Source organism: Micromonospora sp. NPDC003776, assembly GCF_053605645.1.
The window spans coordinates 1-12,897 of record NZ_JBSGJR010000137.1 but is presented as its reverse complement, the minus strand read 5'-3'; the positions used below and the strand labels follow the sequence as shown (position 1 = coordinate 12,897).

The following is a 12,897-nucleotide window of genomic DNA, read 5'->3' as shown; positions in this document are numbered from 1 at the left end:
ATCAAGGGGTTTGCGTCAGGATCCACCCCCTACCCGACGCAAACCCCTTGATCAACCGCCCGGGGCGCCCCGTCGGGGACGGCGGTGATCGAGGAGTGGTTGTGGTCCGGGTGCGCGGGAGGTGGTGCTCGATCCTGGATCGAGTGGCCTCCGGCGTGCGCCGAGACCACTACTTCCTGGATCGAGCAGGATCTTGGGGAGATCACCGATGGCGCGATCCACCCGGATCGAGCACGGTCCCCGGGGCGGTGCTCGTCCACAGACCGACGGGCCCGATGACCTGGTCCGTCTGAGCGGGGCGGCCTGGGTGGGCGGCCAGGGTGCGAGATGAACTCGCCGTGCGGCAGGTCGCGCCTTCCGCCCGGCGGGACACCCCGACCTGCCGCAACCCGCGCACCGACCCCGGCCGGGGCGTGGACCGGGCGCTGGGCCGGGGACGGGTCAGCGCAGGCGGTCGAGGCGCACCCGGGTGCGCAGCTCGGGGCGGTCGGTGAGCAGCCGGCGCACCGCCGCCTCCGCGTCGTCGTCGACGGCGAGGAAGTGGATCCGGCCGGGCACCGCCGCCACCACGGCCGCCGAGCGGGCCGGCTCGGCCAGCGGCAGGTTGTAGTACGCGGGTCCGGACGCCCCGGCGGTGCCCTGCAGGGTGGCGACGAAGAGGCTGCACAGGTACCCCTCGCGCCGCTTCCCGCTGGCCACCACCGTCACCGTGCCGGGCTCGACCGGGGCCTGGGCGAGCGCCCGTACGGTCAGGTCCGCCGGGCGGGGCCGGGCCAGGGTCCCCGACCACCAGGCCGAGGCCCACGTGGTGCTGCGACCGCCGAACGGCTGGGCGAAGATGCCCGTCCCCCGGGGCAGGCCGGCTACGCCGGCCGCGGCCACCACGACGGCCGCCGCCACCAGCAGCCGGGCGCGCGGTCCCGGCCGCCGGCCGGTCACGGTCCACGGCGGGGGCAGCAGCAGGGCCAGCGCGCCGACGCCGAGCAGCAGCAGCATCAGCAGCAGGTGCAGGGGCTTGCCGTAGTAGTAGCGGGGCGCGCTGCCGAGCACGTGGAACCAGATCCGGACACCGAGCACGAAGAGCAGGGCGGCGCCGAGCGCGCCGGCGTACCGCCGCCACACGGGCAGCCGCAGGCCGCCGGCGAGCAGGCCGGCGCCGACCAGCGCGGTGAGCGCCAGCAGGGCGTCGTAGCGGGGCTCCACCGCGCCACCGGTCGCGACGTTGTCGATCTGGTCGGTGTGGAGCAGGCCGCCGATGCTGGTCAGCGGGGTCAGCGGCACGGCCACCAGGGCCACTCCGGCGAGCAGGAGCGGGCGGCGCAGCACGGCGCGGCGCTGCCGGACCAGCCAGGCCAGCACCAGCAGCCCCACCACCGGCAGGAACATCAGGTACGCGAAGCCGACGCCCACGCAGAGCGCGCCGACCAGCAGGAGCTGGGTGCCGGTACCGGCGACCGGCCGGCAGAGCAGCGCGACCAGCAGCGCGGACAGCGCCAGGCCGAGGGTCTCGCCCGGGTAGCCGTACACCACGAACCGGGCCAACTCCGAGCCGAGGCAGAGCGTGGTCACCACGCCGGCGACCGCCCAGGTCCGGGCCAGGTCCAGCTGCCGTCCGGCGATCCGGGTCGCGGCCCAGACCAGGGCGAGCACCAGCAGGGCGTACGCGGCCAGCGCCCAGCCGAGGTAGTGGTCGAGCGCGCCGACCGGGTCGGCCGCGGCGGTGGACGAGCGCAGGAAGGTGTCCAGCAGCGCGGCGGTGAGATGGAAGCCCTGCGGGTACCAGGTCATCGCGGCCGGGGCGATCCGGGCGGCGGCATCCGGGTCGGTGAAGAGGTAGCCGCCGACCGCCCGGATCCCCTCCACGGCGGCCAGGTGCCGGCTGTTGTCCTCACCGATCATCGCGTACGCCAGCCGCCCGGCCAGGTCACCCGCGTGCAGGTACGGCCAGCCCAGCGCGACCGTCGCGGCCCCCGCCGCCACCAGCGGAGGCAGGTCGGTCGCGGCGGGCCGGGGCCAGCGGGGGCGCCGGCCGGTGGTCAGGGCGACGCCGAGCAGGACGGTGAACGCGGTGCCGGCCACCGGCACCGGGTGCAGCCCCCACGGCCAGGCGGAGAAGAGCAGGCCGGCGGCGGCGACCACGCCGAGCAGCAGGGCGGTGCCGAGCACCAGCCGGTCGAGCAGGGTACGCCCGCCGCGCAGCAGCCCGGCGGTCAGCGCCAGCACCAGCGGGGGCAGCACGGCGGCGAGGCCCAGCGCGTACGCCAGCAGGGGCAGCAGCCAGGCGGCGGCGAGCCCGAGCGCGACGACGGCACCCCGGTGGGACGGGCGGCGCGGCGACGCGGGCGGCGCCGGCCGGTCGGGGTTCGCCGCCGGGCGGGACGCCGCCGGCACGCGGGTCGGGCTGCTCTGCACGGGGCGTCTCTCCTCGGATGCCACCCGCCCGGGGCTCGGACGGCGGGGCCCCACGCTAGGCGGGTCCCGGCGACGGCCGGCGACGCGCACGTGTGCGCCAGGTGACGGGTGGGCGACGAGATGCCGCCGGTCGTACACCTGTGCCAACCGGCCGGGTAGGGTGGGGGCATGACCGGCACCGCCTACCAGCCGTCGATGCTCGACCTCAGCGCCTCCGCGTCGCTGGGCCCGCTGGCCGGTCGGCTGCGGCGGCACCCGCTGAGCCGGGGCGCCTGGGTCGACCACCTCCCCGGCTGGGTCGCCGGCTCGGACGAGGTCTTCGAGACCCTGCTGCGGGAGGTCCCCTGGCGGGCCGAGCGCCGCACCATGTACGACGCCGAGGTGGACGTGCCCCGGCTGCTCTGCTGGTACGGTGCCGGGCGGCCGCTGCCGCACCCGCTCCTCGACGCGGCTCGCACCGCGCTCACCGGGCACTACGCGCCGGAGCTGGGCGAGCCGTTCGTCACCGCGGGCATGTGCCTCTACCGCTCCGGGCGGGACAGCGTCGCCTGGCACGGCGACACGCTGGGCCGCTCCGCGCACTCGGACACCGTAGTCGCGATCGTCTCCTTCGGATCCCCCCGCAGCCTGCTGCTGCGTCCCCGGGGCGGCGGCGAGAGCCTGCGGTTCCCGCTCGGCCACGGCGACCTGATCGTGATGGGCGGCTCGTGCCAGCGCACCTGGGAGCACGCCGTGCCCAAGACCGCGCGCCCGGTGGGGCCGCGGGTCAGCGTCCAGTTCCGTCCGGCCGGCGTCGCCTGACCGCCGGAGGGCGGTGCCCGGCCGGCCGATGCACCCTCAGCCGGTAACACAGAGTTAACGCGAGCGGCGATTCGGGACACCATCCGGGGCGCCCGCCGTGCTAGCTTTTCCGCGCCTCATCGGTCTTGCGCGTAATCGGGGGATCATCGTGCATGTTGGAGGGTCGGCCGTGCCTGCGGTCGGCACGGGGGACACTCTCGGCGGCCGCGTCCGCCGCCATCTCGGCCTGGTCGTCCTGCTCACGGTGGGTGTCGGGCTGCGGGTGACGATGATGGTCGCCTATCCGCCCGCGCTGTGGTTCCAGGGCGACTCGGGCACGTACGTGCGCCACTCGCAGGCCTGGCCGGAGCTGACGGCACGGTGGACGTACCCGTGGCTGATCAAGGCGTTCGAGTGGACCGGCACGTTCGCCTCCCTGGTGGCCGTCCAGCACCTCGCCGGGCTGGCCCTCGGCGTCGCCACGTACCTGCTGGTGCGCCGCCGGCTCGGCGCCTCCGGCTGGGTGGCCACGCTGGCCGCCGCCCCGATCCTGCTGGACGCCCGGCAGCTGACCCTCGAGCAGTACCTGCTCACCGAGACGCTCTTCACCACCGCGCTGGCCGTCGCGGCGCTCGTGCTCGCCCGCAGGGAGCGGCCCGGCCCGGTGGCCGGGTTCGGCGCGGGCGTGGCGATCGCGGTGGGCATGGCGACCCGGCCGACCGGGATCGTCGGGCTCATCGTGCTGCTGCTCTTCCTGCTGGTCCCGTGGCGTGGCTGGCGGGCCCCGGTGGCGTACCTGCTCGGCATCCTCGCCTTCTTCGGGGTGGTGTTCCTGAACGTCGGCACGGTCAAGGACACGCTCGGCGCCGAGGGCGGCAGGTTCCTCTACGGACGGACCGCGCACTTCGCCGACTGCGACCGGCTGGAGCTGAGCCCGGAACTGCGCCGGCTCTGCCCCGCCCAGCCGCTGGACCAGCGGCCGGAACGGCCGGACTGGTTCATCTGGAACAGGGACAGCCCGATCCGCAACGTCCAACGCCCGGAGGACCTCGACGCCTTCGCCCAGGCGGTGATCCGCCAGCAGCCCGGCGACTACCTGGCCGAGGTGGCCGCCGACACCGCCCGCTACTTCTGGCCACCCCGGCTCGGGCCGATGGAGTCCTGCCTGGCCAACTGGTGGGTGCCGCAGCTCGCGCCGACCAACTGGGCGGCGAACCGCGACTGCGTGCCCCGGCTGGCGGACCCACACTACGACTGGCGGCCGACGCCCTCGCAGGACGCGCCGGCGAACGGGGCGAGCCGCTTCCTGCACGCCTACGGCCGGTACGGCACCACGCCGCCGCCGGTGGCCGCGGCGATGACCCTGCTCGCGCTGGTCGGCGCGCTCTGGCCGCGGCGCGGGCAGCTGCGGCTGAGCGTGCTCGCCCTCGGCTACGCCGCCATCGGCGTCGGGATCATGGTCTTCTCCGTCGCCACCTCGATGTTCGACTACCGCTACGGCCTGCCGGCGCTCGCCTTCCTACCGGTCGCCGCGGCGGCCGGCTGGCAGCGGCTCCGGTCGGCGCCCGCACCGACCGAGCCACCCGCACCGGCCGAAGAGGACGAGCCGGAGCCACTCGAATCCACTGTCACTGGAAGTCACGGGGAACGATGACGAACGAACCGGAGATCGAGGTGACGGTCCTGCTGCCGTGCCTCAACGAGGCGGAGACCCTCGAGGTCTGCGTCCGCAAGGCGCTGCGCTCGCTGGCGGAGTGCGGGGTGGTCGGGGAGGTGCTGGTCTCCGACAACGGCTCCACCGACGGGTCGCAGGAGATCGCCGAGCGGGCCGGCGCCCGGGTGGTGCACGCGCCCATCCGCGGCTACGGCGGCGCACTGCTCAACGGCATCGAGCAGGCCCGCGGCCGGTACGTCATCATGGCCGACGCCGACGACTCGTACGCGCTGTCGGAGCTGGGCCCGTTCATCGAGGCGCTGCGGGCCGGGCACGACGTGGTGATGGGCAACCGCTTCCGCGGCGGGATCGCCAAGGGCGCGATGCCCCCGCTGCACCGCTGGCTGGGCAACCCGGTGCTGAGCTGGCTGGGCCGCCGGCTGTTCGGGCTGGGCCGGGTCGGCGACTTCCACTGCGGCATGCGCGGCTTCAACACCGACCGGATCCGCGCGCTGGGCCTCTGCATGCCCGGCATGGAGTTCGCCTCGGAGCTGGTGGTACGCGCCGCGCTGGCCGGCTACGACATCGTCGAGGTGCCGACCACCCTCGCCCCGGACGGCCGGTCCCGGCCGCCGCACCTGCGTACCTGGCGGGACGGCTGGCGGCACCTGCGGTTCCTGCTGGTCTTCGCGCCGCGCAAGACGCTGGTCCGGCCGGGCTTCGCGATCTCCCTGCTCGGGCTGGTCGGGGTGGGCGCCCTCACCCCGGGGCCGCTCGACCTCGGCGCGGTCGAGCTGGACGTCAACAGCCTGGTGTACGCCTGCCTCATGGTGCTGGTCGGGGCGCAGCTGGCGATCTTCGGCGGGCTGGCCGAGATCTACGGCCGGCAGGAGCGGCTGGTCCCGCAGCGCAGCACCGACCGGTGGATCCGGTTCCTGCGGCTGGAGACCAGCGTGACGATCGGCCTGCTGCTGCTCGCCGCCGGCACGGTGGGCACGGTGGCGGCGGTCTGGCACTGGGGGCTGGTCGGCTTCGACGATCTCGACCCACACACCACGCTGCGGGTGGTGCTCCCGTCGGCGACGGCGGTGGCGCTCGGCGTGGTGGTGCTCTTCTCCGGCCTGGTGGGCAGCCTGCTCACCCTCCGTCCCGCCCACCCGGTGCCCGTGCTGGTCCGGCAGGCCGGCCCGGAGCGGGAGCCGGGGCGCACGTTCACCGTCCGCTGACCGGGCGGAGCACCGCCCTCCCCGCAGGTCACGCGGGCGCCGTGCTACAAACGACTCTCAGGGTGATCACGCCCCCGTCACCTGACGACGCGAAGGGCGCAGCATGACCCAGTCCCCCACCGAACCACGATCCCGCTGGTCCCCCTGGAGTCTGCACGGCGACGGCCGGTCCGTACGCCCCGGCGACGTGGTGCACCCGGACGAGCGGCTGTCCTGGCCGCGTACGGTCGGCATCGGCGTGCAGCACGTGGTGGCGATGTTCGGCGCCACCTTCACCGTGCCGCTGATCACCGGCTTCCCGCCGGCCACCACGCTCTTCTTCTCCGGCCTGGGCACGCTGCTCTTCCTGCTGATCACCGGCAACCGGCTGCCCTCGTACCTGGGCTCGTCGTTCGCGTTCATCGCCCCGGTGCTGGCCGCCAAGACCGGCGGCGGCATCGGCGCGGCGCTGGGCGGCATCGTGGTGGCCGGCGCGGCGCTGGCCGTGGTCGGCGTGGTGGTGCAGCTGGCCGGGTCCCGGTGGATCGACGCGTTGATGCCGCCGGTGGTGACCGGCGCCATCGTCGCGCTGATCGGGCTCAACCTCGCCCCGGTCGCCTGGGACGGCGGTGGCAGCGGCACCGGGGTGAAGGCGCAGCCGCTGATCGCGGTGGTCACCCTGGTCGCGATCCTGGTCGCCACGGTGCTCTTCCGGGGCTTCCTGGCCCGGCTGTCCATCCTGCTCGGCGTGGTGGTCGGCTGGGTGCTCGCCGCCCTCCTCGGCCAGCTCGACCCGAAGGCGGTGACCGGGCTGAAGGAGGCGGCCTGGGTGGGCCTGCCGCAGTTCCACACGCCCAGCTTCAGCCTGCGCGCCGTGGTGCTGGTCATCCCGGTGATCCTGGTGCTGGTCGCGGAGAACGCCGGGCACGTGAAGGCGGTGGCCGCGATGACCGCCCGCAACCTGGACAAGGACATGGGCCGCGCCTTCCTCGGCGACGGTCTGGCCACCGTCCTCGCCGGTTCCGGCGGCGGCTCCGGCACCACCACGTACGCGGAGAACATCGGGGTGATGGCGGCGACCCGGGTCTACTCGACCGCCGCGTACTGGGTGGCCGGGGTGGCGGCGGTGCTGCTCGGGCTCTGCCCGAAGTTCGGCGCGCTGATCCTGACCGTGCCGGCCGGTGTGCTCGGCGGCGCGACCACCGCGCTGTACGGCCTGATCGCCATCCTGGGCGCCCGGATCTGGATCGAGGGCCGGGTCGACTTCCACGACCCGGTCAACCTGATGACGGCGGCGGTCGCGGTGATCATCGGCGCGGCGAACTACACGCTGACCGCCGGCGACCTGTCGTTCAACGGCATCGCCCTGGGCACCGCCGCGGCCCTCGTCACCTACCACGGCATGCGCCTGATCGCCCGCCTCCGCGGCACCACGGCCGTTTCCCGCCGGGGCCCCGAACCCGAACTCTGACCGGCCGGATCGGCAACCAGCTACGGCATGTCGCGCCCTCCCCGGTTCGGGACGGCGCGACATGCCGCATCAGGGACAGCCGGCGATCGTCAGTCGCGTTCGATCTGGTGGCCGACGACCGTGGGGCCCAGCATCACGGCGAAGCCGGAGCCGTCGCGGCGCGGGTCCGCCGGAGGCAGCTCGACCGGGTCACCGTTGGCCGTCGCGCCGACCGGGCGCGGGCCGACCCAGGCCACCGACAGATCCACCTCGCCCTTGAGGAACCGCTGCGCGCGCACGCCGCCGGTGGCCCGCCCCTTCGCCGGGTACGCCTTGAACGGAGTCACCTTGACCGTGGCGCCGGTCGAGGTGACCACCATCGGCTCCCCGTGCGACGGGTCGTCGGTGCGGACCGCGCCGAAGAAGACCACCGTCGCCTCCCCCGGCAGGTTGATGCCGGCCATGCCGCCACCCTTGATGCCCTGCGGCCGGACCAGGGACGCCGCGAAGCGCAGCAGCGACGCCTCGGAGGAGACGAACGCCAGCGTCTCGGACCCGTCGGTGAGCCAGGTCGCCCCGACCACCTCGTCGCCGTCGCGCAGCGAGATCACCTCGAACTCGTCCGAGCGGACCGGCCACTCGGGCGCGCACACCTTGACCACGCCCTGCCGGGTGCCGAGCGCCAGCCCCGGTGATCCCTCGGCGGGCGCGCCGAGCGGCGCCAGCCCGACCACGGTCTCCCCGGGCTGCAACGGCACCAGCTCGGCGGCGGACATGCCGCCGCGCAGCGACACCGTGCCGGACTGCTCGGGCAGCACCGGCAGCGGCAGGACGTCGATCTTGAAGGCGCGTCCGGCGCTGGTGACCAGGAGCACCCGACCCCGGGCGGTGGAGTGCACCACCGCACGTACCGCGTCGTGCTTGACCCGGCCGCTGCGCCGGCGCGCCTCGGCGGCCTCCTCCGACTCCGCCGCGGTCCGCGCGACCAGCCCGGTGGCGGAGAGGATGACCTGGCACGGGTCATCGGCCACCTCCAGCGGCCCGGCCGGTACGGAGGCCGCGAGCACCTCCTTGAGGTCGCCGTCGACCAGGGTGGTGCGGCGCGGGGCACCGAACTGCTTGACCACGGCGGCCAGCTCGTCGGAGACCACCTTCTGCAGCACCTTCGCGTCGTCGAGGATCTTCGACAGCTCGGCGATCTCGCCGCGCAGCTTCTCCTGCTCCGCCTCCAGCTCCAGCCGGTCGTACTTGGTGAGCCGGCGCAGCGGGGTGTCGAGGATGTAGCCGGCCTGGATCTCGGAGAGCTTGAACTTCTGCATCAGGCCGTCCTTGGCGGCCTGGGCGTCCTCACTGCCGCGGATCAGCTTGACCACCTTGTCGATGTCGAGCAGGGCGATCAGCAGACCGTCGACCAGGTGCAGCCGCTCCTCGCGCTTGCGCTTGCGGTACGCGCTGCGCCGGGTCACCACCTCGTACCGGTGGTTGATGAAGACCTCCAGCAGCGCCTTGAGCCCCAGGGTCTGCGGCTGGCCGCCGAACAGGACCAGGTTGTTCACGCCGAAGGACTGCTCCAGCGGGGTGAGCCGGTAGAGGTCGGCCAGCAGCGCCTGCGGGTTGACCCCGACCTTGCACTCGATGACCAGCCGGGTGCCGTTCTCCCGGTCGGTGAGGTCCTTGACGTCGGCGATGCCGGCCAGCCGCTTGGTCTTGTTGACCTCGGTGGTGATGGCCGCGATGACCTTCTCCGCGCCCACGCCGTACGGCAGCTCGGTGACGGTGATCGCCTGCCGGCCCCGGCTGCCCTCCAGCGGGCCGATCTCCACCCGGGCGCGCATCCGCACCACGCCGCGCCCGGTCTCGTACGCCCGACGCACCTCGTCCAGGCCGAGCAGCAGCCCGCCGGTGGGCAGGTCGGGGCCGGGGACGAACTCCATGAGCTTGTCCAGGGTGGCGTCCGGGTGGTTGATCAGCCAGCGGGCCGCCTGGACGATCTCGCCCAGGTTGTGCGGGATCATGTTGGTGGCCATGCCGACGGCGATCCCGGACGCGCCGTTGACCAGCAGGTTGGGGAAGGCCGCCGGCAGCACGGTCGGCTGGGTGAGCGAGCCGTCGTAGTTGGGCTCGACGTCGACGGTGTCCTCGCCCAGCTCGCCGACGAGCAGCATCGCCTCCCGGGACATCCGGGCCTCGGTGTAACGCGCGGCGGCCGGCCCGTCGTCCGGGGAGCCGAAGTTGCCGTGCCCGTCGATGAGCGGCGCGTTGAGCGAGAAGTCCTGGGCGAGCCGGACCATCGCGTCGTAGATCGCCGCGTCGCCGTGCGGGTGGTACTTACCCATCACGTCGCCGACGATCCGCGCGGACTTCACGTGCCCGCGGTCGGGGCGGTGGCCCTGCTCGTACATGGACCAGAGGATGCGCCGGTGCACCGGCTTCAGCCCGTCCCGGGCGTCGGGCAGGGCGCGGGAGTGGATGACCGAGAAGGCGTACTCCAGGTAGGAGTCGGAGACCTCGGTGACCAGCGGGTTGTCGAAGACCCGGGCGCCGGCCTGGTCGAAGGCGGAGAGGTCCGCCTTCACGCGGTCGTCCTTGCGGCGTGCCATGGTTCAGCTTTCCCTTCGAAGAACCCGGTGGTCAGGCGTCGATGGCTTCGCGGTCGACCCGGTCGGCCGACTCGATGAGCCAGTTGCGGCGCGGTTCGACCTTCTCGCCCATGAGCAGTTCGAGGATCCGCTCGGCGGCCTCGACGTCGTCGAGGGTGATCCGGCGGACCGCCCGGGTGGCCGGATTCATGGTGGTCTCCCAGAGCTCGTCGGCGTCCATCTCGCCGAGACCCTTGAACCGCGGGATCGGGGTGACGATCTGCTTGCCGGCCTTTTCCAGCTTGCGGACCGTCGCCTCCATCTCGGCCTGGGTGTACGTGTAGATCGTCTGCGGGTTCCGTCCCCTGGTGGTGATCTTGTGCAGGGGCGGCATCGCCGCGTAGAGCCGGCCGGCCTCGATCAGCGGCCGCATGTAGCGGGCGAAGAGCGTGATCAGCAGGGTGCGGATGTGTGCGCCGTCGACGTCCGCGTCGGCCATGATGAGCACCCGGCCGTAGCGCATCGCGGAGAGGTCGAAGGTCCGCCCCGACCCGGCCCCGAGCACCTGCACGATCGCCGCGCACTCGGCGTTGTCCAGCACCTGCTGGAGGTTCGCCTTCTGCACGTTGAGGATCTTGCCGCGGATCGGCAGCAGCGCCTGGTACTCCGAGGAGCGGGCCATCCGGCTGGTGCCGAGCGCGCTGTCGCCCTCGACGATGAACAGCTCGCTGCGGTCCACCCCGGTGGCCCGGCAGTCGACCAGCTTGGCCGGCATGGACGCGCCCTCCAGGGCGGTCTTGCGCCGGGCGGCGTCCTTCTGCTGCTTCTGGGTGAGCCGGACCCGGGCCGCGTCGACGATCTTCTGCAGCACCGTACGGGCCTCGGCCTTGGTCCTGCGATCCTCCAGCCAGGTCTTGAGGTGCTGCTCGACCAGCCCCTGGAGCACCTTGGTGATGCCGGCGGTGGAGAGCTCGTCCTTGGTCTGCGAGGTGAACTGCGGCTCCGGGATCCGCACGTGCACCACCGCGGTCATGCCCTCCAGGACGTCGTCCAGAGTGGGCGCGTCCTCCTTGGGCTTGAGCAGGCCACGGGTGTTGCGGGCGGCCTCCGCCAGGGTCCGCACCAGGGCCCGCTCGAAGCCCTTGCGGTGGGTGCCGCCGTGCGCGTTGCGGATGGTGTTGGTGAAGCACTCGACGGTGCGCTCGTAGCCGGTGCCCCAGCGGAGGGCCACCTCGACCTCGGCCCGGCGCTGCACGTTGGACTGCATCACCCCGTTGGCGTCGGCGGCGTTCTCCCGGTACGTCCCCTCGCCGGTGACCAGCAGCGTGCCGGAGACCGGCCGGTCGCCCGCGGGGGCGAGGTATTCCACCATGTCGGTGAGGCCGTTCGGGAAGTGGAACTTCTCCTCGACGGGCTGCTCGCCGGTCTCGTCCCGGAGCGTGTACGCCACGCCGGGGACGAGGAAGGCGGTGTTGCGCAGCTTGAGCCGGACCGCCTCGGTGTCCAGCCGCGCCCCGGTCTCGAAGTATCGCGGGTCGTGCCACCAGCGGATCGAGGTGCCGGTGCGCTGGCCGCGCTTCATCGCGCCGACGATCTGCAGGCCGGGGCCGGGGGTGAACGGCGCCTCCGGACCGTCCCCGTCGAAGACTCCCGGCACGCCGTGCCGGAAGGACATCGAGTGGACCTTGCCGCCGCGGCGGACGGTGACGTCGAACCGCCGGGACAGCGCGTTGACCGCCGAGGCGCCCACGCCGTGCAGGCCGCCGGAGGTCTTGTAACCCGAGCCGCCGAACTTGCCGCCCGCGTGCAGCCGGGTCAGCACCAGCTCGACGCCGGAGATGCCGGACTTGGCGTGCACGTCGGTGGGGATGCCCCGGCCGTCGTCGTCGACCTGCACCGAGCCGTCGGCGTGCAGGATCACCTCGACCTTGGTGGCGTGACCACCGACACCCTCGTCGGTGGAGTTGTCGAGGATCTCGTTGACGAGGTGACCCACGCCACGGCTGTCGGTGGAGCCGATGTACATGCCGGGGCGCTTGCGGACGGCATCGAGGCCCTCCAGGTGCGTCAGGTCGTCGGCCCCGTACAGGGTCTCAGGCTGTGCGGTCAACTGGTCGTACTCCCAGGTCTCGGCGGTGTGGTGCCGCACACCGTGTCGAACTCCCACGTCGATCGCCACGCGCGGCGCGCCGGAGCGAGCCTAGCCCGGCGCTCCGACAGAGCTGTGGCACCCGTGCGGTGCGTTGTCCGGTTACGCTCCGGCGGGATCCACGCAGCCGCCCTCCGGTGGGCGCTGGAGCGAGGAGGCGTCCCGTGCAGGACAACGACGTGACCAGCCGGATATCTTCCCCGGAGGCCGTCGGGGACGACCCGCGGGTACGGTTCGAGCGGCTCTACGCCGAGGCCGAACGGGGCGCGGCGGCGGTGCCCTGGGACCGGGACGCCCCGCACTCACTGCTCGCCGAGTGGACCGACCGGACCCGACCGGACGGAGTCGGCCGGCGTGCCCTGGTGGTCGGCTGCGGCTTCGGCCGGGACGCCGAGCACCTGGCCCGGCTGGGCTTCGCCACCGTGGCCTTCGACATCTCCCCCACCGCGGTACGGACCGCCCGCCGCCGGCACGCCGGCTCCCCGGTCCGGTACGAGACCGCCGACCTGCTCGATCCGCCGGCGGCCTGGCTCGACGCGTTCGACCTGGTGCTGGAGAGCATGAACGTGCAGGCCGGTGCGGCGATCAGCAACAACTGGTCGAACTTTGATGTGATTTCGTCCCCGGGCGATTTCAGCGGGGACGGCAAGCCCGATGTCATTGCGCGC

The 12,897-nt window shown here is 73.4% G+C and carries 8 protein-coding genes; 5 read left to right on the top strand and 3 right to left on the bottom strand.

What is annotated here, in order from left to right; all coding sequences use genetic code 11:
• Positions 1-441: 441 nt before the first annotated feature.
• Positions 442-2,412, bottom strand: coding sequence for a hypothetical protein (locus ACWEVO_RS14160; protein ID WP_452307946.1), 1,971 nt, complete (start codon positions 2,410-2,412; stop codon positions 442-444).
• 168 nt (positions 2,413-2,580) lie between these two features.
• Between ACWEVO_RS14160 and ACWEVO_RS14155 the strand changes: the two genes are divergently transcribed.
• The 4 genes from ACWEVO_RS14155 (at position 2,581) to ACWEVO_RS14140 (ending at position 7,522) form a co-directional block, all read left to right on the top strand.
• A complete protein-coding gene (locus tag ACWEVO_RS14155) occupies positions 2,581-3,213 on the top strand; it encodes an alpha-ketoglutarate-dependent dioxygenase AlkB (protein ID WP_452307945.1) in 633 nt (210 codons plus the stop codon).
• A gap of 169 nt (positions 3,214-3,382) precedes the next feature.
• A complete protein-coding gene (locus ACWEVO_RS14150; RefSeq protein WP_452307944.1) occupies positions 3,383-4,846 on the top strand; it encodes a glycosyltransferase family 39 protein in 1,464 nt (487 codons plus the stop codon).
• Positions 4,843-6,072, top strand: coding sequence for a glycosyltransferase family 2 protein (locus ACWEVO_RS14145; RefSeq protein ID WP_452307943.1), 1,230 nt, complete (start codon positions 4,843-4,845; stop codon positions 6,070-6,072). Before ACWEVO_RS14150 ends, ACWEVO_RS14145 begins: the two co-directional genes overlap by 4 nt.
• A gap of 103 nt (positions 6,073-6,175) precedes the next feature.
• Positions 6,176-7,522 (top strand): uracil-xanthine permease family protein, encoded by a 1,347-nt coding sequence (locus tag ACWEVO_RS14140; RefSeq protein WP_452307942.1) that lies wholly within the window; start codon positions 6,176-6,178, stop codon positions 7,520-7,522.
• An 89-nt stretch (positions 7,523-7,611) separates the two neighbouring features.
• On the opposite strand, the gene ACWEVO_RS14135 is transcribed toward ACWEVO_RS14140, so the two are convergent.
• Positions 7,612-10,101 carry a DNA gyrase/topoisomerase IV subunit A gene (locus ACWEVO_RS14135; RefSeq protein ID WP_452307941.1) on the bottom strand — a complete coding sequence of 830 codons (2,490 nt, stop codon included), beginning with the start codon at positions 10,099-10,101 and terminating at the stop codon, positions 7,612-7,614.
• Positions 10,102-10,132: 31 nt separating this feature from the next.
• Positions 10,133-12,247, bottom strand: a complete 2,115-nt coding sequence (locus tag ACWEVO_RS14130) for a DNA gyrase/topoisomerase IV subunit B (protein WP_452307940.1) — start codon at positions 12,245-12,247, stop codon at positions 10,133-10,135.
• A 161-nt stretch (positions 12,248-12,408) separates the two neighbouring features.
• On the opposite strand from ACWEVO_RS14130, the gene ACWEVO_RS14125 reads away from it, so the two are divergent.
• On the top strand, positions 12,409-12,897 hold a 489-nt coding region (locus ACWEVO_RS14125; RefSeq protein WP_452307939.1), incomplete at its 3' end, for a class I SAM-dependent methyltransferase.

What these genes read in the sequence shown, in the direction of transcription:
- ACWEVO_RS14155 (WP_452307945.1), top strand. Translation starts at nt 2,581, where the DNA reads ATGACCGGCACCGCCTACCAGCCGTCGATGCTCGACCTCAGCGCCTCC.
- ACWEVO_RS14145 (WP_452307943.1), top strand. Translation starts at nt 4,843, where the DNA reads ATGACGAACGAACCGGAGATCGAGGTGACGGTCCTGCTGCCGTGCCTC.
- ACWEVO_RS14140 (WP_452307942.1), top strand. Translation starts at nt 6,176, where the DNA reads ATGACCCAGTCCCCCACCGAACCACGATCCCGCTGGTCCCCCTGGAGT.
- ACWEVO_RS14135 (WP_452307941.1), bottom strand. Translation starts at nt 10,101, where the DNA reads ATGGCACGCCGCAAGGACGACCGCGTGAAGGCGGACCTCTCCGCCTTC.